Here is a 20,896-nt window from a genome sequence, read left to right on the forward strand (position 1 = left end):
CGACAGGAAAGCGCCTTTCCCGCTTACACCGGCTGACTGCCGAGAACGGCCAGAAGGCGCGGATTGACCTTGCCGCTTTCGCTCATGCCGGTACCGCGCTCGAAGTCGCGGATGGCCTGCATCGTCTTGGGGCCTGGAAGGCCATCGGGCGAGCCAACATCAAAACCGAGGCGGTTCAGCGCCTGCTGAACGCGCAGTACCACGTCCTTGTTGGCAATGGCTTCGCCCGGATCAAACGTGCTCATCCAGGTGCCGATGGGTGCGAAGTTGGCCGCTAGCTCTATGGATTGCGGACTCCAGGCCTTGACCGTGTCGTTGACCCGGCCAACGGCCTCGGCGGTCAGTGACTTGGCGATATCGTCGCGGGCCTGCGCGGCATCCTTGTCGCCGCTGCGGGCGGCCAGCGAGAACCACTTGTAGGACTGCTCGAAATCCTGCTCCACGCCCAAACCGCGCGCATAGAGCATGCCCAGGTTGAACTGGCTGTCGGTCATGCCCCGGTTTGCGGCCTGGGTAAACCACTCGGCGGCGGACTCGAACTGCTGGTCACCCAGTTGCCCGCCGGCATAGAGCGCCGCCAGATTGTGCATGGCCATGCGGTTGCCCGCTTCCGCCGCACGCTGGTACCAGAGACGGGCCTGCTCGACATCCTTCTCGACGCCCGTACCGGCCTCGTAAAGATTGCCCAGCCGATATTGCGCGGGCACGAAACCCTGCGCGGCGGAGCGCTCATACCATTTGGCGGCCTCGCCATAATTCTGCTCGACCGCGCGGCCCTCCGTGTAGATGGCAGCGATCTCGAACTGGGCGCGGGCGTCGCCATCAGCAGCGGCCTGGCGCAGCGGTTCGGGTCCAAGCGCCTCCGGCGGCAGCTCGAAGGTTTCGGGCGCCGTGTTGGCAGCGGCGCCAGGCGGAACCGTGGGGTCACTGCTCTCGGCCGCAGACGATGCATCAATCAGCAGGGAAGGTGGCATTGGCGGGGTGGTCGCAGCGCGCGAGAAGGTCATCGGCGCGCCGGGATTGATCGATCCGACAGCGGTCGTGTCGATCATGTCGATCACCCGCGGCGGCACGGACGACTGATCGTCTGACGCGGGCGGATTGCTCGAGGCCTCGGGAGCCGTGCTGCTCTGGCTGGCCAGGGCGGCGGGTGCCGAATTGGTGCTCATGCGCTGCATGACCAAGTTGAGGGCGAGCATTGAGACAGCGACCAGCGTCGCGGCCAGCAGCAGCGGGCGGCGATGGCGCGTCAGGAAGCTCTCGCTTGCCTCACCACTGTCTGCATCGATTGGCGCCTGCTTGACCTTGGGCGCCTTTGGCTCCTTCGGGGGTTTGGGCGGCTTGGGTTCGCGCCTGGGCTTGGCAACGGGTGCGGTAACAGCCTCAACCGGAGGTGCGGCCGCCGCGGACATTGCGACTGCGGCATCCGTCTCGGCCCCGGCATCCTTTTTCGGCATCACGCGGGCAAGGGCACGGCCGAACAGGGAATTCGTCTCGACCGGGGCGGCGGTCTGCTCCTGCCGGGCGCGCTGGGCGCGGCGCGCGGCTGCGACGAACGTGCTGGTGCTCGACGCTGGCACGACGGGCTCGGCATTGCCCATGAGCGGAGCGGCTGAAGAGGCCGGAGGCGCAAATGGGTCGCGTTCGGTCGAGGCAAAGCTCGACTGCGGACGGGGCGGGCGTTCAACCTGGTTTGGATCAAAGCGCGGCGCAGCCGGTTGCGAAACGGAAGCGGGCACTTCAGCGGCCGGACGCGGCCGGGCAGCGGCCTTGGCGGCAAGAGCCGAACGCACTGGCGCCGTATCCTTGAAGCCGGGATCGACCAGCGGTTTGTCCTCTGCAGGATTGTTCGGCATGGAGTCGCTGCGGTCGCGCGACAGGTTGGCCAGCATGCTGTCGAGGGCATTTTTCTGCTCTTCGGCACGCAACTCGCTATCGAGCGCCTCGTCGGTCTCGAAGGCAGCGACCCGGGCGGGCTGTTGCTTGGCCGGACGCGGTGGTGTGGCTGTGCCCTCGATCCGGCCGCTGAGCACCGCTTCCAGACGTGCCAGGCGTTCAGAGGTGTCCTTGCCGGTGGTGTTGAGCAAGGCGGTCATGCGCTGTTCGAGCGCATCGATCTGGGTGTCACTGCCCTGGCGCTGTGCCGGCGGGGCCGAGCGCGCCACGGCCTCGGAGGTTCTGGTGGCCACGAGATCGGCAAGCGCTTCGTAGTCGGGCGTCTTGCCGGCCGAGCGGATCAAGCCGCTCAATCGGTCCTCAATGCTCTTGAGGCTTTCGGGGCCGAACATGGCGACCGGAGCCGGAACCTTGCGGGCCATGGCTTCGCTGGTGCGCTCGGCAACGAGCGAGGCCAGCGATTCAAAATCGGGACGGTCCTCGACCGCGGAGTAAAGCCGCGCGAGCCCGTCCAACTGGGCGCCGGCATCATCCATGCGCGTCATCAGCGACTTGAGTTGGTTCTCGACCATGCTGGTGTCAACAGGTGAGAGCTTGTCGCTCAGCGCCTCGATCTGACTCTCGAGCCGCAGGAAACGCGGCTCCATGGTCTGCATGATGGCACCGCGCAGCGCGGCGATGTCGCCCTTGAGCGCGTGCACTTCGCCATCGGAACTGTCGATCCCCTCCAGCCGCTCGGCCAGCGATTCGATGCGGTTCATCAGCGTCGAGGGCGCCGCACCATTGTCTTTCATCGCCTGAGTAAAGGCAGCCATTTCGCTGGTCAGCCGCTCGAAGTCGCCGCTCGACAGCGCCACGTTGCGCTCGATGGCGTCGATGCGATCATAGACGTTGCGGACGCTTTCTTCGATCGAATGCATGGCCGGGGCCAGCTTGTCGGCCGCGTCCGTCCTGGGCTGGCTGGCGCGCAGCGTCTCGCGATCGATCTCGCGTTCCATTTGCTGGGCCTGCAGTTCGGCCAGCTTGGCAACGGTGGTCGAAACGTCGTCGAGACGCGCATTGACCGCGCCGAGATCGATCTTAGGGGCATCTTCGATCATGGCGCCGAGCGCCGCGATCTGGTTCTCGAGGCGCTTGACCTGGCCGGTTTCGCCGACGGCGCCGGCCAAAAGCTCCACCACATGAGTCAACTGTTCGACCTGGCTTGCCACCTCGCGCACATGCCCCCCATTGGAGCGTTGTGTCTTGAGTTCCCCCTCGAGGCGCTCGAGCCTTTGGCTCATGCCGCCGATAAGGCCGCCCAGTTCGCGGAAATCGGGGACGATATCGGAAGCACGCCTTCCGTTGGCGGCAAGGGTCATCGGCCCTTGGCGGCTGCGGATTTCGGCGATGGCAGCGGTCAGGTCGTCCTGCGGCTCAGCCAGGGGGCCGGCATCGCGTTCGTTGAACCGGTCCACCGCGCGCTTGACCGAACGAAGCGCATCGCGTCGCCGCGAGCTCGATTCGGGACTGCCGCCGACCTGATCGCGCAGATGTCGTACCCGCTGCGCCAGGCCGCTCATCGCCGGTTCAGGGGCCTCAACCTGGCCATATCGGCTCTCGACCTGGTCGAGCAACGCGACCAGTTCACCACGCAGCGCATGCCACTCCCCGGCGCTGGGGTCGTGGGCCGTGTCGGCATAGTCCGGATTCGGATAGGCGCGGGCCATGGTAAGTCCCTGTCAGCAAAAGACGGTTCCCCCGCGATTCAACACGAAGGTCTAACGGCTACTCTTGAGAAAACATGGTAAAGAAGCCGTTAAGCATTGCTGCAATATGCAAGAGCCACGGGCTGGATTCGTTAATTTTCCGGTTTAATAGAATATCGCAGGGGAGTTGGGGCCTATATGACGCGCCGCCGTATCATCATTGTCGACGATCATCCGCTGTTTCGGGCCGCGCTGCGGCAGACGCTTGCGGGCGGTGATGCCACGGTCAGTGTCGAGGAAGCTGGCGATCTCAACAGCCTGAGCGCCGCGCTCGATGCCGACCGCGATTGCGACCTGGTGCTGCTCGATCTCAATATGCCGGGCGTGCGCGGCTTTTCGGGCCTGCTGCTGCTGCGTGCGCAATATCCCGATATTCCGGTGATGATCATCTCGGCGGTGGAGGACTCCACCGTGGTGCGCCGCGCCTTCGAGCTGGGCGCTGCCGGCTATCTGCACAAATCCGAAGGCCCCACCGAAATCCGTCGCGCCATCGAGACTGTGCTCTCCGGTGAGGTTTTCGTTCCGGCGGGGACCACGCTGGGTGGCGAGGACGATCACACGGCGCTGATGAAGCGGCTGGCGACGCTGACGCCACAACAGGTGCGCGTCCTGATGATGTTGAGCGATGGCCTCATGAACAAGCAGATCGCCTATGAGCTCACCATTTCCGAGGCGACGGTGAAGGCCCACGTCTCCGCCATCCTGCAAAAGCTCGATGTCGACAGTCGCACCCAGGCGGTGATCGCCGCCGCCCGCATCGAGGAAGGCCAGTTCGAGGCGCTGTTCTCGACCAGCGGCGACAAGAGCTGACGCAAGCCCCGATTGCCGTTGAAAACGCCTTCGGGTCGGGGCAGTGCCTGCCTTGGCTGTGCTAGCGTCTTTTCAGGATTTCAGGAGACGCGGACATGAAGCCGGAAATTTCCATCATCACCATCGGTGTGGACGATCTCGAACGCGCCTTCGGCTTCTACCGCACGCTGTTCGATATCGGTGACGACCAGATCGGGGCGGGGGAGGACCATGTCGCCTTCTTCTTCGACGACAAATTCTCCTTCGTGCTGTTCCCGCGCGAGCAGATCGCCCAGACTGCGGGAAAGCCGGAAGCCATTGTCGGCACGCCGGGTTTCGTCTTGAGCCATCGCGCCGAAAGTGCCGAGGCTGTTGATGCCATCCTGGATCGCGTTCTGCTGGCTGGTGGCGCCGTCCTGACCCCCGGCACGCAGTCCGAATGGGGATATTCTGCCTATTTCGAGGACAGCGAAGGCAATGTCTGGGAGCTGATGGCAACGCCGCCGGTCAACTGATCAGTCCTCATCGTCCAGCAACAGCCAACCCGGCGCTGCCGCCAAGGCACCTGCGCGCGTTCACAACAGCCTAAAAGCCGCCGCCGGTCTTGAAGCCGGAATGCTTGCGCGTACCGCTCGAGCCGGTGCGGGGACGCGAAAAGCCGCCACCACCACTGCTGCTGCCTGAACTGCCACCGCCCCAGCCACCGCCGAAACCGCCCCCCCTGGGCTTGTTCTTGCCACCCGAGGGGCCGCTGCCAAAGCTGCTGTCGGGCCATTGGAAGGTGCTGCCACCGCCCTGCGGCCAAGGGGAATTGTCGCGCTGTTGACGGGTGGGCTTGTAACCGGCACCCCATTCGCTGCCCTGGGCCCAGTTCTGGCTTTTGCGCCAATGGTCCCAGTAGGTGGCCGCGGTGATGCCGCCGCGCAGGAAGTCGTTGAGCAGGTCACCCACCAGCTTGTCCTCGCGGAAGCTCGAACGGGGATCGTCGAACCGCTGCTTCTTGAATTCCCACTGAATGTCTTCGAGCTCGCGCCGGCGCGCCGCCAGCGTCTTGAGGCGCTCGCGCTGTTCGCGGCTCTCTTCGTCTTCTTCGCGGATGCGGGCGCGCGCCTCATCGATCTGGGCGACAATAGTGTCGTCCTGGCCGGTGCGGGTGAGGCGTGCCTGGGCCAGAAGCGTCTGGATATCCTCGCGGCCAAGCGCTTCGGCCAAAGTACTGGCCGCATTTTCAAAGGCAGGATCGCGCCCCTCGGCCAGGTCCTGAAGGGTCTTGGCCGCTGTGTCGCGCTTGTCCTCGCATTCGACGATCTGTGCGTCGATTTTTTCGATTTCGGCCTGGGCGGCAGCGAGCGCCGCGCGGATGGGCTTGCCGCCGGCCGCATCGACGGCCGCCAATTGCAGGGCCTCGAGTTCGGCTTCGGCCGCCTGGGCATTCGCCTCTTGCCGCTCGGCGTGCTCGCGCAGCCGCATCGGAATTTCATTGAGCATGGCGAAGTTCGGCCGCGCTTTCTGGAAACCGACCAGACTGGCCACCATGCCATCAAAATAGCGAATCAGATTGTTGGCGCGGTAATTGGAGGTGCCGTAGCCAGCTTCCCACAAATACATGAACAGCGGATCGTCGCGATAAGGCCGCCCCTTCTCCTCGCGGTCGGTCTCGGCCTGTTCGGTCTTGCGCATCGACTGTTCGGCGACGCGATCGAGTTCCTCGGCCTCGCTACGCTTGGCCTGGAAAGCGGCGTCATCGGCCAATGCGGCAACCTGCCGGTCATTGAGAGCCTTCAGTTGACCCTGCAGATCCTCGAAGCGCTCATTGGCCGCCTTGCGCTGTTCGACCAGCGCAGCGCGCGCCACATCGACATCCTTGATCGTCTGCTCGGCGGTCTCCACGTCGCGCGCATGGCTCTTGAGCATGGCGCGCGCCTTGGTTTCGGCCGTCGAAATGCGGCCATCCAGCTCGCCCTGGATCGCAGGATCGAGTCGCAATTGCGCCAGCTGACGAAAGAGCTCGGCTTCGCTTTCCTTGATCTTGCCGATCTTCTCGGCCGTGCGCGCCAGGCGGCGGGAGATTTCGTCCTCCTCGCGCCGGATGTCGCGCATCGCCTCTTCCAGGCTCGCCAGGGCTTCGGGTCCACGGATGCTCATGTCCTCACCACCGCGTCACTGCGCCGCCAAGCACGGGCATGAGATATTCGACTTCCAGGAACCCATCCGATTTCCGGCCCACTTCATTGGCCTGAATGATGCCGTCGTCGCGCTTGTCGGCAGCCACGGCGTTATAGACACTCTCGGGCACGCGCACGCCCCACATGGACACCGTCTCGGTTTCCCCGTTTTCCTCGTTGAGAATTGGTAGCGATAGCGTGTGGCCATCGGCATCTATGGCCTCGACCACGAGATAGTAGTTGGTGGCGTCGGTGTTGATTTCCGGGAAGGTCCAGAAGGCCGACTGCACGTCCGAGCGGTTGACGACGCGCAAGGTATAGTCCTGACGCAACTGGTCACGCAGCCCGGTGAGACGCGCCACGATATCTTCGGCGCCGGTGCGGTTACCCTCGGCGGCATAGGCCTTGCCACGCGCCATCAACGCATCGGCCTGCACAACGGCCTGCTGCACCTTGGTTTCTTCATAGATGGTCTGGTAGAGCGCATCCATCTGCGCCGGCAGTCCCTGGCTCAGCTCGATGCGGGCCTGTTCGGCCTGCCCGTTCTGATAGGGCTGCCAAACGCCGAAATAGCCGATCCCCAGCACGACGAGTGCCAGGAACCCGGCGATAACCGGCTTGCCCCATGTCTTGCGGCCCACATAGAGCCGCGCCAATGTCGTGCCCAGGCCTGGGGCTGGAGGCTCGTAGACGAAACGGCTCTCCGCCAGTGCCGACACACCTTCCTTCAGAATGTGGTCGGGCACGTCGATGCCCTGCTGCTGATAGATGGCGCGCAGGCGCTCGATCAGTTGCGCCTCTCGGGAGGCGCCGCTGAGTTCGCGGGTTACCAGGTCCTGCCGGTGACGGAGCGTATCGACCACGTCCATCGCCAGCATGACTTCATCCAGGGGGGCAGCCGTCTTGGCTGTGGCCTCACTCATGCGATGCCGTAACCTGTCCTAACCTCGGCCTCAGTTCCGCGTTTCCAGCAGCAGTGCATTGCCTTCGGCGGCCAGAGTGGCCAGCCGGCGCTTGCCATCTTCAACGGCGTCTCGGATTTCAGCGGAGTTCTTGGTGGAGGCAACGCGCATCTCATTGATGATGGTGCGGCTCTTCTCCTGGAAGTTGACTACCGAGTCGACGAGCTTCTTGACCGCATCGGCGCGAACCGTCGGACCATAACCGGCCTTGATGGCTTCTTCCTGCACCTTGTCGCCGATTTCGCTGAGCGTCTCGAGCGACTTGGACATGCCTTCCTTCATCGCGTTCAGCGTTTCAGTCGATTCATGCAGACCGAACATGCCGGTGAACGAGGCGGAAAGAGCAGTCAGCACCGTTTCGTTGGTCGAGAAGAACGAGATCGACTGCTGATAGACACGCTCCTTGGCGTTGGTCGTCTGCATCAGGCGAGCCATCACCACTTCCGACGTATTGTAGGAAATGGTCAGATTGTCCGAGAGGTCCTTGGCGATCTGGTAGCGCTTTTCCTCGTTCTGCATTTCACGCAGACGCTCGTCGCGCGCCATTTCGAGACGGGCTTTGTCGGCCGGCACGTCGCCGGCATAGGCCGCCAGTTCATCGGCGGATTTCTGCAGGACGTTCTTCTTCTCGCCCAACCGCTGCTCGGCGGTGTGCAGCACTTCGAGTGCCATTACTTCGGCCTGCTTGAGCGCACCGCGGAAGTCGCGATAGGCCTCGAGAATGATCTGCTCGCGGTCGATCTGGTCCTTGGTGTCCTTGGTGACGTCGAGATAGGTGTCACGGATCTTGTTGAAACGCGTGGCGATATCGCCGCGGCTCACCTTCATCCAGACGTTCTGGACGCGCTCGACCAGGTCGATCTTGTTGTCCTGCAACTGGTCGACCATCATCTTGGCGTCGTCGCGAATGCTGTCGAAGCCCTTGGTGATGTCTTCGTAGCGCTCGCCGATCTTCATGGCGGCGACCTGCTCGCGGACCACCTCGTTGAAAGCGCTCGCCTGGCTGAGCGTGCGGCCAATCAGGATGACGCGGGTTTCGTCCAGCTCGGTGATCTGGCTGAGGAGACCGGTGATGGGCTGTTCGCCCTGCTGTTCGGGCCAGATGCCCAGGTCGCGGATGGCGTTGACGGCCTTGTCGAGATACTGCAGCGGCTTTTCGGCAATGGCCGGCATGGCCGTTGCGGTGGCAGGTGTCGCGGTATTCACTTGGTCGGTCATCTTGGCTCCCCGATCATAGGCCTTATGGGCGCAGGACGCCCTCGCGCCCTAGATTGCGTGCGCGGGCCCCGCTGACAATTGCAACATGCAGACCCGGCCACTATTTACTTCATATTGGTGCGAAAAAGCCTCACGTAAAGAGCGGACGGATCGGAATGAAATTGTCGCTACGCTACTGGAATGCGGTTGCGAATTCTCTGTGCCCACACCACGGAAACAATCGCTGATGGAGTTCTGTGGACGCTACATCATCGCCGCGTCGCGACAGCAAGTCTGGCTCGCCCTCAACGACCCCAATGTGCTCAAGGCCACCATCCCCGGATGCAGCATGATCGCCTGGTCGGGCGAGCGCACACTTGATCTCGAAATCAGGGTCAATCTCGGCGTCATGCATCCCACCTTCAAGGGGGAGTTGGAGCTCTCCAACATCGATGCAGCGCGCAGCTATACGCTCGCCGGGCGCGGCAAGGGTGGACTGCTGGGGCTTGCCGAAGGATCGGCCGATATCAGCCTCGCCGATGAGGGTGAGGACACGCTGCTCGAATTCGTTGCCAATGGCGGTGGCTCCGGTCAGCTGATGAAGCTGGGCAGGGCCGTTATCGGCAATTCGGCGCAGAAGATCATCGATGGCTTTTTCGAGCGGTTCGGTGATGCCATCGGCGCTGTGGTGACCCCGCTGGACCCTGGTGTCGAGCCTGTGGGCTGAGGCTGAATTTAGCCTTTGTTTACCATGGCTTGCATGGTCTCGGCATGGCCACAATCTGGCCGCGGGCCATGCGGTAGAGACAGGGCGTGTTCCGTCCATTTTGTTTCAAATGCCATCATGACCACCCGTACTCGCGACAGCCTCGCCCTTTATGTCATCGCCGCCCTGGCTGTGATGGTTACGCTCTATGCCGATGCTGATCTCGGCGAATTGTTCTTTGCGATTCTGGCGCGCTGGTAAATCCTTCATTGCGCAAGACTTGGGCAAAGGCCTGCCTTAGTTGCATGCGGGGCGTCCGAATTTTGACCATTCGGAAAAATTTCCTGCTTTCCCTCTTGCGGGCGCGATCATTGCACGATTTTATCCTCTGTTAGCGCAGCGAGCTTGTCGGCCGGAACGTGGTCCAGGCGCTCGGTGCGAGACAGGGAGACTGACAACAATGAAAATCTCGACCTTCACCAAGGCCATTGCCGGCGGCGTTGCTCTCAGCGCGGTGTTGACCGGTGCGGCTCTGGCCGATCCGGCGGTCATCTATGACCTGGGCGGCAAGTTCGACAAGTCGTTCAACGAGGCGGCCTTTAATGGTGCCGAGGCCTGGAAGGCCGCGACCGGCGGCAATTTCATGGATCTCGAGCTGCAGAACGATGCCCAGCGCGAGCAGGCCCTGCGCCGCTTCGCCGGTCAGGGTGCGAACCCGATCGTGATGGCCGGTTTCATGTGGACCGCCGCCCTCGATAACGTTGCCAAGGAATTCCCCGATACCAATTTCGTCGTGATCGACACCGTCGTCGACCAGCCGAACGTGCAGTCGATCCTGTTCGACGAGCATACCGGCTCCTATCTGGTCGGCGTTCTCGCTGCTGAAAAGTCCGCGACCGGCACCGTCGGCTTCGTTGGTGGCATGGACGTGCCGCTGATCCACAAGTTCTATTGCGGCTACGCTCAGGGCGCCAAGGCCGTCAATCCCGACATCAAGCTGATCGAAAGCTATACCGGCACCACGCCTGCCGCCTGGAATGACCCGGTCACCGCCGGTGAACTCGCAAAGGCCGCCATGGACCAGGGGGCTGACGTGGTCTTTGCCGCTGCCGGTGGTTCGGGCCTCGGCGTGCTGCAGGCGATGGCCGATGCCGGCAAGTACTCGATCGGCGTCGATAGCAACCAGAACTACCTGCATCCGGGTTCGGTGCTGACCTCGATGCTCAAGCGCGTCGACGTCGCCGTTCAGAACGCCATGACCGAAGCTGCCGACGACGCCACCTTCAAGCCGGGTCTCACCGTGCTGGGTCTGGCCCAGGACGGCGTTGGCTATGCGCTTGACGACAACAACAAGGACCTGATCACCGCCGAAATGCAGGCCTCTGCAGACGACTACAAGGCCAAGATCATCGCCGGCGAGATCTCGGTCCACGACTATACCACCGACTCGAACTGCCCGCTCTAAAGCACTCAGCCCATGAGCGGCAGCGATAACAGCAATCTGCAGCGGCCGGAAACGGCCGCTGTATCCGCACCGGCAAACGGCTGGGCCATCGAGCTTGAGAAGATCAACAAGCGCTTTGGTGCCGTCCATGCCAACAAGGACATCGATCTCAAGGTCGCGCGCGGCACGATCCACGGCATCGTGGGGGAAAACGGCGCCGGCAAGTCGACGCTGATGTCCATTCTCTATGGATTTTATACCGCCGACAGCGGCACTATCCGCGTCAATGGGCGCGAGGCCAATATCACCGACAGCCGCCAGGCTTTGGCGCTGGGTATCGGCATGGTGCACCAGCACTTCATGCTGGTCGACAATTTTTCCGTCCTCGAAAACGTCGTGCTCGGCGCCGAGGATTCCGGCTTCATCAAGCCCAGTCTCGATCGCGCTCGCCGGGAACTCGACCGGCTCGAGCACGAATATCAGTTGGAAGTGGACCCGGACGCCACCATCGAGGATATCTCGGTGGGCCAGCAGCAGCGCGTCGAAATCCTAAAGGCGCTATATCGCGGCGCCGAAACCCTGATTCTGGACGAACCCACCGGCGTCTTGACGCCCAAGGAAGCGGACGACCTGTTTCGCGTGCTCGAGACGTTGCGCGAACAAGGCAAGACCGTCATCCTCATCACGCACAAGCTACGCGAGATCATGGCCATTACCGACAGCGTGTCGGTGATGCGTCAGGGCGAAATGGTGGCGACGGTCAAGACCGCCGAAACCAATCCCGAACAGCTCGCCGAATTGATGGTGGGCCGCCGGGTGCTGTTGCGCGTCGAAAAGGGCGAGGCCAAGCCGGGCAAGACCATGCTCGAGGTCAAGAACCTCACCGTCGCCGACGACATGGGCGTGGTGCGCGTCAAGGATGTGAGCTTCTCAGTCCGTGCCGGCGAAATCGTCGGCATCGCCGGCGTGTCCGGCAACGGCCAGTCCGAACTGCTCGAGGCCATTACCGGCATGCGCGACCAGAAGTCGGGCGTGGTGCTGCTCAACGGCGCTGAAATGCAGTTGAAAGGTGATGACGGCGCCGCGCGGGCTCGTGCTGCAGGCCTGGCGCATGTGCCCGAGGATCGCCAGCGCATGGGGCTCGTCACCCAATTCGCCGAATGGGAAAACTCCATTCTCGGCTATCAGGACCAGCCCGAATATGGTGCCGGCATGTTCCTCGATATTGCCGCGGTGAAGCAGGAAGCGGCCGAACGGATCAAGACCTTCGACGTCCGTCCCGCCAATATCAATCTCAAATCCTCGCTGTTTTCCGGCGGCAACCAGCAGAAGATCGTCTTGGCCCGAGAAATGGAGCGCAATCCCGACGTGCTCGTCGTCGGCCAGCCGACACGCGGCGTCGATATCGGCGCTATCGAGTTCATCCATAATCAGATCATCAAGATGCGCGATGCGGGCAAGGCCATTCTTCTCGTTTCCGTCGAGCTGGACGAAGTCCGCTCGCTCTCGGACCGCATCCTCGTCATGTTCGACGGCGTCATCGTCGGCGAGGCCGATCCGGCCACCGCCACAGAAGGCGAGCTCGGACTGATGATGGCCGGTATCGGCAACAAGGAGGCGGCAGAATGAGCGCGCTGAAACCGCTGCCGCGCTGGGCCGATGTGGTCCTGCTGCCGCTGCTCAATCTGGCGTTGGCCTTCCTGGTGTCCGGCCTTGTCGTGCTGATGATCGGCCAGAATCCGCTGGTGGCCATTGAAGCCATTGTCGTCGGTGCCTTCGGCAGCGGCTTCAACATCGGTTATACGCTTTATTACGCCACCAATTTCGTTTTTACCGGTCTGGCGGTGGCGCTTGCAGCCCATGCCGGGCTGTTCAATATCGGTGGCAATGGCCAAGCCTATATCGCCGGCCTCGGGGTCGCCACGGTTGCCCTGGCACTCGATCAGACCCATTGGCTGATCGTGGCGCCGCTGGCCTTCCTCGCCGCAGCCTTCATGGGCGGCCTCTGGGCCTTCATCCCCGGATGGTTGCAGGCCAAGCGCGGCAGCCATGTGGTCATCACCACCATCATGTTCAATTTCATCGCCTCGGCGGTGATGGTCTACATGCTCAATCGCGTGTTCAAGCCGGCCAATGTGATGGGCCCGGAATCGCGCACTTTTGCCGAAGGCGGACGCCTGCCCAAGCTTGGCGAGTTCATTCCTGCTTTCCAGCATACCCCGGTCAATCTTTCGATCGTGGTGGCGCTGGTGGCGCTGGTGGCGGTCTATATCCTCATCTGGCACACCAAGTTCGGCTATGCGCTGCGCACGCTGGGGTACAATCCCACGGCCTCGCGCTATGCCGGCATGTCCAATAGCCGCATCATCATGATCGTCATGACCCTTTCCGGCGCGCTGGCCGGCATGGTGGCGTTCAACGAAGTGATGGGGGTGCAGAACCGTCTGGTGCTCGACTTCGTCGCCGATGCCGGTTTCGTTGGTATCGCCGTGGCCCTGATGGGCCGCAATCACCCCATTGGCATTGCACTGGCGGCCCTGCTGTTCGGCGCGCTCTATCAGGGCGGTAACGAGCTGCAATATGTGGTGCCGGGGCTGACTCGCGAAATGGTGGTGGTCATCCAGGCTCTGGTGATCCTGTTTACAGGCGCCATGGAGGGGTTGTTCCGCCCCGGCCTGCAACGCACCCTGATGCTGTTTTCTCCCGAGCAGAAGGCTGAAGCCGTTGCCCGCGAAACCGTGAAGTCGGAGAGCTGAGCCATGGACATGCAGATGCTCCTCTCTTTGCTCGACGCCACCATTCGCCTGTCGACGCCGCTGCTGCTGGCATGTCTCGCCGGCATGTATTCGGAACGCTCCGGCGTGTTCGATATCGGCCTGGAGGGCAAGATGCTGGCGGCGGCTTTCGCTGCCGGCGCCATTGCCGCTGTCACCGGTTCGGCCTGGCTCGGCCTGCTCGCTGCGCTTGCGGTTTCGATCATGACGGCCCTGCTGCAGGGCGCTGCCGCCATCTCACTCAAGGGCAACCAACTGATCGCCGGCGTCGCCATCAATATGCTGGCGGCGGGGCTCACCACCTTCCTCGGCCAGCAATGGTTCCGCCAGGGCGGCCGTACGCCGCAATTGTCCGGTGATGGCCGTTTCGGCACCATCAACCTGCCTTTCGCGCAGGAAGCCGCGGGCGTGCCCATTATCGGCCCCATCTATTCCGAGCTGATCTCCGGGCACTATATCCTGGTCTATGTGGCCTTCCTCGCCGTGCCGATCACCGCCTATGTCCTCTATCGCACGCGGTTCGGGCTGCGCCTGCGCGCCGTGGGTGAAAACCCCAAGGCCGTTGACACAGCCGGCATTTCGGTGGTGAAGCTGCGCTACCAGGCTGTCCTGATCACCGGCCTGCTCTGCGGCTTTGCTGGGGCCTATTTCTCCATCGCCCAGGGTTCTGGCTTCGGCAACAACATGACCGCCGGCAAGGGTTTCATCGCCCTGGCAGCGCTGATTTTTGCCAAGTGGAAGCCGGTTCCGGCCATGTTCACCTGCCTGCTGTTCGGCTTCCTCGATGCGCTGCAGATCCGCCTCCAGGGTGCATCTTTTGGTGGCATAGAAATTCCGGTGCAGGCCATCCAGGCGCTGCCCTATGTGCTGACCGTGGTGCTGCTCGCCGGCTTCATCGGCAAGGCCGTCGGGCCCAAGGCCGGCGGCGTGCCCTATACCAAGGAGCGGTGACGGCAACGTCGCCGCCAGAGCAATGAGCAATATAGAATTGGACAAGGCCCTGTTTGAGGCCGCTGAAACCGTTCGCGTCAACGCCTATGCGCCCTACTCGAACTTTCAGGTGGGCGCCGCCATTCTTGCCGATGACGGCAAGATCTATGCCGGCTGCAATGTCGAGAACGCTGCCTATCCCGTCGGCAACTGCGCCGAGCCCAGCGCAATCGCCGCCATGCTGGCCGGTGGTGGCAAGCGCATCAAGCGTGTCTACGTCACTGGACCCGGCAGCACGCCGGTGACCCCCTGTGGCGGCTGTCGGCAGCGCATCCGCGAATTTGCCGACCTTGACGTCGAAATCATCTCGCACGCCGTCAACGGTGCGCCACTGGTGCAGACCCTCGGGCAGTTGCTGCCCCATTCTTTCGGACCGGAGTTTTTGGGAAAGTGACCAAGGCAGCCAAGACTATTCAGAAGATAGCCGGCAAGCACCCCATCTCGGCCGCAATCGTGCTCGGCTCGGGACTTTCGGCCGTCGGCGACCTGCTCGAAGACAAGGTCACCATTCCCTATTCTGAACTCAAGGGTTTTCCCGGCGGTGGCGTGTCCGGCCACGGCCGTGATCTCCTGATCGGGCAGATGGGGGGCAAGCGCATCGCCATCCTCACCGGCCGCGAGCACTATTACGAACACGGCAACGCCGCCGCAATGCGCCCGGCGCTCGAGGCCATGGCCGAATTGGGGGCCGAAACCCTACTGCTGACCAATTCGGCGGGCTCGCTTGACGAGCGCTACCGGCCCGGCGATCTGATGCTGATCTCCGACCACATCAACTACGCCGGCATGAACCCGCTGATCGGTGAACCCACCGACCGCCGTTTTGTGAACATGGTCGATTGCTACAACCCCGACCTGCGCGACAAGGCCAAGGCCATTGGCGAACGTCTCGGTTTTGCGGTCGGGGAGGGGATTTACCTGTGGTATTCCGGCCCGAGCTTCGAGACCATCGCCGAAATCCAGATGGCCATTCGCCTTGGCGCCAATGCCGTGGGCATGTCCACGGCACCCGAAGTCATCCTCGGGCGTTTTCTGGGCATGAAGGTCTGGGCCTGTTCCTCGATCACCAATATGGGTGCGGGCCTGTCGAACGAAAAAATCAGCCATGAACACACTAAAACCATGGCGGTACAGGGGGCGGAAAAGCTCAAGCGGCTCATTCCCGCCCTGGTGGAGGAGCTATGAGTCTCAAGGTCGTCGATACCAAATCTTCCGAACCGCTTCATAAGCGCAATCCCGGCTATCCGCTCGATCTCGATTGGGTGGAACGCATCCGCATGAACCGTTCGGCGCTTGAGCGCCGTGCCGGCTCCATCGGCGCGCGCCGCACAGTCAAGAAGGACTATCAGTTGGCCTGGCTGCTCAAGGCGATCACCATGATCGACCTGACGACGCTCAATGCCGACGACACGCCGGCCCGCGTCGAACGCCTTTGCGCCAAGGCACGCAATCCATTACGCGCCGAAATCCGCGAGAAGCTGGGCATTGGCGATCTGCGTGTGCTGCCAGGCGCGGTCTGCGTCTACCACACCTTCGTCAAGACGGCGGTGGATGCGCTTGAGGGCACCGGCATTCCAGTTGCCGCCGTGTCGACTGCCTTCCCCCATGGCCTGGCTCCGGTCGAAACCAAGATTGCCGAGATCGAGGCGTCGGTGAAAGACGGTGCCAAGGAAATCGATATCGTCATCGAGCGCGGCATGGTGCTGCGCGGTGACTGGCAGGCGCTTTACGACCAGGTCAAATCCTTCCGCAAGGCGTGCGGCGAGGCGCACATCAAGACCATTTTGGGTACTGGCGAACTCGCCACCCAGACCAACATCGCCAAGGCGAGCCTGGTCTGCATGCTGGCCGGCGCCGATTTCATCAAGACCTCGACCGGCAAGGAAAAGGTCAACGCCAATCTCGTCACCTCGCTGACTATGATCCGCATGATCCGCTGGTTCGCCGAAGAGACCGGCATCGAGATCGGGTACAAGCCAGCCGGCGGTATCGCGACGGCGGGCGACGCGCTCAAATATATGGCGCTGATGAAGGAAGAACTGGGCAACCAGTGGCTGCAGCCGCATCTTTTCCGCTTCGGCGCATCGAGCCTGCTCACCGATATCGAGCGGCAGCTTGAGCATGGCCTGACCGGCCATTACGCGGCAGATTATCGCCAGCCGATGGTGTGATGAACTGAATTCGAAGGGAATTGCACTTCCCTTTAAGTCGCCATTGCCGGGCTCGACCCAGCAATCCAGACCCTGCCTCCGCTAGTTGGATTGCCCGGTCGAGCCGGGCAATGACGGCGGGAGAAGGGTCGGAGAAGGACCGAGGAGCCTTCAAACATGAACAAGATCGCGCAAATCTTTGACAGCCTCGATTATGGCCCGGCGCCCGAGGCGCCAGATCAGGCCATTGCCTGGCTGGACAGCAAGGCTCGCAAGTTCGGCCATTTCATCGATGGCCAGTGGACCAGGCCCGGCAAGACTTTTGCCGCCGACAATCCGGCCACCGGCGCCTCGCTTGCTGAAATTACCGATGGCACCGCCGAGGATGTGGACGCAGCGGTCAAGGCGGCTCGCGCCGCGTTCAAGGGCTGGAGTGCGCTGTCCGGTTATGAGCGCGGCAAATACCTCTATGCCATCGCCCGCATGATCCAGAAGCACGCTCGCCTCTTTGCGGTGCTCGAGACCATGGACAATGGCAAGCCGATCCGGGAAAGCCGGGACGCTGATATCCCGCTCGCTGCCCGCCATTTCTACCATCACGCCGGCTGGGCTACCCATCTCGCCTCCGAATTCCCCGGCATGGTGCCCTATGGCGTCTGCGGGCAGATCATTCCGTGGAATTTCCCGCTCTTGATGCTGGCGTGGAAAATTGCCCCTGCCTTGGCTGCCGGCAATACCGTGGTGCTCAAGCCCGCCGAATTTACCTCGCTCACCGCCTTGCTGTTCGCCGAGATCTGCGAACGGGTCGGCCTGCCCAAGGGCGTGGTCAATATCGTCACCGGCGAGGGTGATACCGGCGCGGCCATCGTCAATCATCCCGGCATCGACAAGATCGCCTTCACCGGCTCGACCGAAGTCGGCAAGATTATTCGCGATGCCACTGCAGGCTCAGGCAAAGGCCTGTCGCTAGAGCTGGGCGGCAAGTCGCCCTATATCGTCTTCGAGGACGCCGACCTCGACAGCGCCGTCGAAGGCTTGGTGGAAGCCATCTGGTTCAACCAGGGTCAGGTGTGTTGCGCCGGATCGCGCCTTTTGGTGCAGGAGAGCATCGAGGAGCGCTTCATCGCCAAGGTCAAGAAGCGCATGGCCAATCTGCGCGTCGGCGATCCGCTCGACAAATCCGTCGATATCGGCGCGCTGGTCGCTCCGGTCCAGGTCGAGCGCATCAGGGACCTGATGAAGCGCGGCGTCGCCGAGGGCGCGGTTGTCTATGAGCCCGATGGCACGCTGCCGGCCAAGGGTTGCTTCCTCAAGCCGGCGCTCGTCACCAATGTCTCCCCCGCCAATACGCTGGTGGAAGAGGAAATCTTCGGGCCGGTGCTGGTCGCCATGAGCTTCCGCACGCCTGAAGAGGCGGTGGCTCTGGCCAACAATACCCGTTATGGGCTCGCCGCCACCATCTGGAGCGAGAATATCAATCTGGCGCTCGACATTGCCCCCAAGATCAAGGCCGGCGTGGTCTGGATAAACGGCACCAATAATTTCGACGCCGCTGTCGGTTTCGGGGGCTACAAGGAAAGCGGCTTTGGCCGCGAGGGCGGCCGCGAAGGCATGGCCTCCTACCTCAAGCCGGTCTGGGAAAAGGAACTCAAGCCTGCTCCCGTGCCGAAGCCGGTCACTGCAAAGCCTGCCAACCCTTTGGATGCAGGTCATCTCGACCAGACCGCCAAGATGTATATCGGCGGCAAGCAGGCCCGCCCCGACAGTGCCTACAATCGCGCGGTCCTGGGGCCCAGCGGCGCGCTGATCGGCGAAGTCGGCGAAGGCAATCGCAAGGATATTCGCAATGCCGTCGAGGCCGCCCGCGCGGCCTTGGCTTGGGGCACCACCGCGGCGCATTCTCGCGCGCAGATCCTCTATTTTCTCGCGGAGAACCTCGACTATCGCCGCGACGAGTTCGCGGCCCGCATCAAGTCACAGACCGGCGAGGATGGTGGCAAAGAAGTCGATCTCGCCGTCGAGCGCCTGTTCGGCTTTGCCGGCTGGGCCGATAAATTTGATGGCGCCATCCATAACCCACCCCAGCGTATGGTGGCCGCTGCCATGGTCGAGCCGCTCGGCGTGCTCGGCATCGTCGCACCGGTAGCAAAGCCGCTGCTCGGCTCGGTGGCGCTGATTGCTCCAGCCATCGCCATGGGCAATACCGTGGTGCTTGTCCCCTCGGAGCGCAGCCCGCTCTCCATGACCGATTTCTATCAGGTGCTCGAAACCTCTGACATGCCTTCGGGCGTCGTCAACATCGTCACCGGCGACAGCCTGACACTTGCCAAGACTATGGCCGAGCATGATGGCGTTGACGGCATGTGGTTCATGGGCTCAGCCGAAGCCTCAGCAATGGTCGAGAAGGCATCCACCGGCAATCTCAAGCAGACCTGGACCACTCGCGGCCTTGCCTACGATCTCGCCGATCCGCGCTTTGCCGGCGACTATCTCCTGGGCAAGGCGACACAAGTCAAGAACGTCTGGATCCCCTACGGGGCTTAGGCCCCTTCAACCGGCGCCGCCCCACCTTCCCCCGAGAGGGGGAAGAAAAGGCTCCACCCTGACCACGCATTCGAGCCATTTCTCTCCCCTCGGGGAGAGGGTGCCCGAAGAGCGGGTGAGGGGGCCGCAACCAGCGAGATCTCATGGTCTTCCTACCCCAAGAAGTCATCATCAAGAAGCGCGACGGCAAGGCTCTCGCTGATGTCGATATTGCCCAGTTCATCGCCGGCTTCGCCGCGGGCACCGTGTCCCACGCGCAGGCTGCCGCCTTTGCCATGGCGGTCTATTTCAACGACATGAGCATGGATGAGCGCGTGGCACTGACCAAGGCGATGCGCGATAGCGGTACAGTGCTCGACTGGTCCGATCTGGACGGGCCGGTGGCCGACAAACATTCGACGGGGGGTGTCGGCGATAATGTCAGCCTGATGCTGGCGCCGATCCTCGCCGCCATGGGCATTTACGTGCCGATGATCTCCGGTCGCGGTCTCGGGCATACCGGGGGCACGCTCGACAAGTTCGACGCCATTCCCGGCTACCAAACCAGCCCGGACAATGATCTGTTCCGTCAGGTGGTGCGCAGTGCCGGCTGCGCCATTATCGGCCAGACCGCCGACCTAGCACCCGCCGACAAAACGCTCTACGCCATCCGCGACGTGACGGGCACGGTCGAATCCATCTCGCTCATTACTGCTTCTATCCTGTCCAAGAAGCTGGCCGCCGGTCTCGATGCGCTCATTCTCGATGTGAAAACCGGCTCAGGCGCCTTCATGCCGACGCTGGAAAAGTCCCAAAACCTCGCCGAGAGCCTGGTAACGGTGGCCAATGGCGCCGGCCTCAACACTGGCGCCCTCATCACCGACATGAATGAACCGCTTGCCAGTGCCGCCGGCAATGGGCTTGAAGTGCGCAATGCGGTGGATTTTCTCACCGGCGCGCATCAGGATTTTCGCGTGCGCGAAGTTGTCCTGGCGCTCTGTGCCGAACTGGCGGTCATGACCGGCAAGGCACTCACGCAGGATGCCGGCAAACTGCTGGCCGTCTCGGCACTGGACAGCGGCCGGGCGACGCAGCGTTTCTCCATCATGGTGCATGCCCTAGGCGGACCGGCCGATTTCGTCGAGCGCATGAACGATTATCTCGCCCCGGCACCCATTGTCCGCGATGTCTTCGCCAAGGGGCAGGGCAGGATTTCCGCCATCGACACGCGTGGCGTGGGCATGGCTGTGGTGGCGCTGGGGGGCGGCCGCGCCACGCCGACCGACAGCATCGATCATCGCGTCGGTTTCGACCGGCTGGCCGGCCTGGGCGCCATGGTCGACCCGAGGACGCCAATAGCGCGCATCCACGCCGCTGACGAAAGCAGCGCCGCCGACGCTGAAAAACGGCTTCAGGCTGCTTATGTCTTGGGTGGCGATCTGCCAGCCCATCCGCTGATCGCCGGGCGGGTAGAGCCCAAGCGCTGAACCCGAATTGGTGCCGCTCCCGCGCTGTGCGGAGACGGCTTCGCCGAATATCAGAGGACGCGCTA

Annotated in this window: 17 protein-coding genes; 13 read left to right on the forward strand and 4 right to left on the reverse strand. The window is 62.8% G+C overall.

Annotated features, from left to right (window positions below; translation table 11 throughout):
- Positions 1-23 precede the first annotated feature (23 nt).
- Positions 24-3,605, reverse strand: coding sequence for a peptidoglycan-binding protein (locus BGO80_RS13580; protein ID WP_286721899.1), 3,582 nt, complete (start codon positions 3,603-3,605; stop codon positions 24-26).
- 177 nt (positions 3,606-3,782) lie between these two features.
- On the opposite strand from BGO80_RS13580, the gene BGO80_RS13585 reads away from it, so the two are divergent.
- Both BGO80_RS13585 and BGO80_RS13590 read left to right on the forward strand, forming a co-directional pair.
- Positions 3,783-4,454, forward strand: a complete 672-nt coding sequence (locus BGO80_RS13585) for a response regulator (protein WP_126149154.1) — start codon at positions 3,783-3,785, stop codon at positions 4,452-4,454.
- Positions 4,455-4,549: 95 nt separating this feature from the next.
- A complete protein-coding gene (locus BGO80_RS13590; RefSeq protein WP_286721900.1) occupies positions 4,550-4,948 on the forward strand; it encodes a VOC family protein in 399 nt (132 codons plus the stop codon).
- Positions 4,949-5,018: 70 nt separating this feature from the next.
- Here BGO80_RS13590 and BGO80_RS13595 read toward each other — a convergent pair whose 3' ends face one another.
- From BGO80_RS13595 to BGO80_RS13605, 3 genes are read right to left on the reverse strand one after another with little or no spacing between them, the layout of a single operon-like run.
- Positions 5,019-6,578, reverse strand: a complete 1,560-nt coding sequence (locus BGO80_RS13595) for a hypothetical protein (RefSeq protein WP_286721901.1) — start codon at positions 6,576-6,578, stop codon at positions 5,019-5,021.
- A gap of 4 nt (positions 6,579-6,582) precedes the next feature.
- Positions 6,583-7,521, reverse strand: coding sequence for a DUF6384 family protein (locus BGO80_RS13600; RefSeq protein WP_286721902.1), 939 nt, complete (start codon positions 7,519-7,521; stop codon positions 6,583-6,585).
- A gap of 30 nt (positions 7,522-7,551) precedes the next feature.
- The gene (locus BGO80_RS13605; protein WP_286721903.1) at positions 7,552-8,778 is read right to left on the reverse strand and encodes a cell surface protein; all 1,227 of its coding nucleotides are present in this window, start codon (positions 8,776-8,778) and stop codon (positions 7,552-7,554) included.
- A gap of 226 nt (positions 8,779-9,004) precedes the next feature.
- Here BGO80_RS13605 and BGO80_RS13610 point away from each other — a divergent pair, with 226 nt between their 5' ends.
- The 11 genes from BGO80_RS13610 (at position 9,005) to deoA (ending at position 20,831) form a co-directional block, all read left to right on the forward strand.
- A complete protein-coding gene (locus BGO80_RS13610; protein WP_286721904.1) occupies positions 9,005-9,484 on the forward strand; it encodes an SRPBCC family protein in 480 nt (159 codons plus the stop codon).
- A 117-nt stretch (positions 9,485-9,601) separates the two neighbouring features.
- Entirely contained in the window at positions 9,602-9,724 is a 123-nt protein-coding gene (locus BGO80_RS13615) for a hypothetical protein (RefSeq protein ID WP_286721905.1), read from the forward strand.
- 199 nt (positions 9,725-9,923) lie between these two features.
- Positions 9,924-10,928 (forward strand): BMP family lipoprotein, encoded by a 1,005-nt coding sequence (locus BGO80_RS13620; RefSeq protein ID WP_206437779.1) that lies wholly within the window; start codon positions 9,924-9,926, stop codon positions 10,926-10,928.
- A 12-nt stretch (positions 10,929-10,940) separates the two neighbouring features.
- Positions 10,941-12,536 (forward strand): ABC transporter ATP-binding protein, encoded by a 1,596-nt coding sequence (locus BGO80_RS13625; protein WP_126149159.1) that lies wholly within the window; start codon positions 10,941-10,943, stop codon positions 12,534-12,536.
- On the forward strand, positions 12,533-13,663 hold the full coding sequence (locus BGO80_RS13630; protein WP_286721906.1) for an ABC transporter permease: 1,131 nt from the start codon (positions 12,533-12,535) through the stop codon (positions 13,661-13,663). The genes BGO80_RS13625 and BGO80_RS13630 overlap by 4 nt, the downstream gene beginning before the upstream one ends.
- Before the next feature lie 9 nt (positions 13,664-13,672).
- A complete protein-coding gene (locus tag BGO80_RS13635) occupies positions 13,673-14,632 on the forward strand; it encodes an ABC transporter permease (protein WP_386849544.1) in 960 nt (319 codons plus the stop codon).
- A 22-nt stretch (positions 14,633-14,654) separates the two neighbouring features.
- Positions 14,655-15,065, forward strand: a complete 411-nt coding sequence (locus BGO80_RS13640; RefSeq protein ID WP_286721907.1) for a cytidine deaminase — start codon at positions 14,655-14,657, stop codon at positions 15,063-15,065.
- Positions 15,062-15,856, forward strand: a complete 795-nt coding sequence (locus tag BGO80_RS13645) for a purine-nucleoside phosphorylase (RefSeq protein ID WP_286721908.1) — start codon at positions 15,062-15,064, stop codon at positions 15,854-15,856. The genes BGO80_RS13640 and BGO80_RS13645 overlap by 4 nt, the downstream gene beginning before the upstream one ends.
- Positions 15,853-16,842, forward strand: a complete 990-nt coding sequence (deoC, locus tag BGO80_RS13650; protein ID WP_286721909.1) for a deoxyribose-phosphate aldolase — start codon at positions 15,853-15,855, stop codon at positions 16,840-16,842. Before BGO80_RS13645 ends, deoC begins: the two co-directional genes overlap by 4 nt.
- Positions 16,843-16,998: 156 nt before the next feature.
- The gene (locus BGO80_RS13655; protein WP_286721910.1) at positions 16,999-19,365 is read left to right on the forward strand and encodes an aldehyde dehydrogenase family protein; all 2,367 of its coding nucleotides are present in this window, start codon (positions 16,999-17,001) and stop codon (positions 19,363-19,365) included.
- Positions 19,366-19,508: 143 nt separating this feature from the next.
- Positions 19,509-20,831: a thymidine phosphorylase gene (gene deoA, locus BGO80_RS13660; protein WP_286721911.1), complete on the forward strand. Its 1,323-nt coding sequence runs from the start codon at positions 19,509-19,511 to the stop codon at positions 20,829-20,831.
- The last annotated feature ends 65 nt before the right edge of the window (positions 20,832-20,896 follow it).

The organism is Devosia sp. 63-57 (assembly GCF_001899045.1).
GTDB lineage: Bacteria > Pseudomonadota > Alphaproteobacteria > Rhizobiales > Devosiaceae > Devosia > Devosia equisanguinis.

Coding starts and splice junctions, on each gene's coding strand:
- BGO80_RS13585 (WP_126149154.1), top strand. CDS start 3,783: ATGACGCGCCGCCGTATCATCATTGTCGACGATCATCCGCTGTTTCGG.
- BGO80_RS13610 (WP_286721904.1), top strand. CDS start 9,005: ATGGAGTTCTGTGGACGCTACATCATCGCCGCGTCGCGACAGCAAGTC.
- BGO80_RS13600 (WP_286721902.1), bottom strand. CDS start 7,521: ATGAGTGAGGCCACAGCCAAGACGGCTGCCCCCCTGGATGAAGTCATG.
- BGO80_RS13590 (WP_286721900.1), top strand. CDS start 4,550: ATGAAGCCGGAAATTTCCATCATCACCATCGGTGTGGACGATCTCGAA.
- BGO80_RS13640 (WP_286721907.1), top strand. CDS start 14,655: ATGAGCAATATAGAATTGGACAAGGCCCTGTTTGAGGCCGCTGAAACC.
- deoA (WP_286721911.1), top strand. CDS start 19,509: ATGGTCTTCCTACCCCAAGAAGTCATCATCAAGAAGCGCGACGGCAAG.
- BGO80_RS13620 (WP_206437779.1), top strand. CDS start 9,924: ATGAAAATCTCGACCTTCACCAAGGCCATTGCCGGCGGCGTTGCTCTC.
- BGO80_RS13580 (WP_286721899.1), bottom strand. CDS start 3,605: ATGGCCCGCGCCTATCCGAATCCGGACTATGCCGACACGGCCCACGAC.
- BGO80_RS13615 (WP_286721905.1), top strand. CDS start 9,602: ATGACCACCCGTACTCGCGACAGCCTCGCCCTTTATGTCATCGCCGCC.
- BGO80_RS13595 (WP_286721901.1), bottom strand. CDS start 6,578: ATGAGCATCCGTGGACCCGAAGCCCTGGCGAGCCTGGAAGAGGCGATG.
- BGO80_RS13630 (WP_286721906.1), top strand. CDS start 12,533: ATGAGCGCGCTGAAACCGCTGCCGCGCTGGGCCGATGTGGTCCTGCTG.
- deoC (WP_286721909.1), top strand. CDS start 15,853: ATGAGTCTCAAGGTCGTCGATACCAAATCTTCCGAACCGCTTCATAAG.
- BGO80_RS13635 (WP_386849544.1), top strand. CDS start 13,673: ATGCAGATGCTCCTCTCTTTGCTCGACGCCACCATTCGCCTGTCGACG.
- BGO80_RS13605 (WP_286721903.1), bottom strand. CDS start 8,778: ATGACCGACCAAGTGAATACCGCGACACCTGCCACCGCAACGGCCATG.
- BGO80_RS13625 (WP_126149159.1), top strand. CDS start 10,941: ATGAGCGGCAGCGATAACAGCAATCTGCAGCGGCCGGAAACGGCCGCT.
- BGO80_RS13655 (WP_286721910.1), top strand. CDS start 16,999: ATGAACAAGATCGCGCAAATCTTTGACAGCCTCGATTATGGCCCGGCG.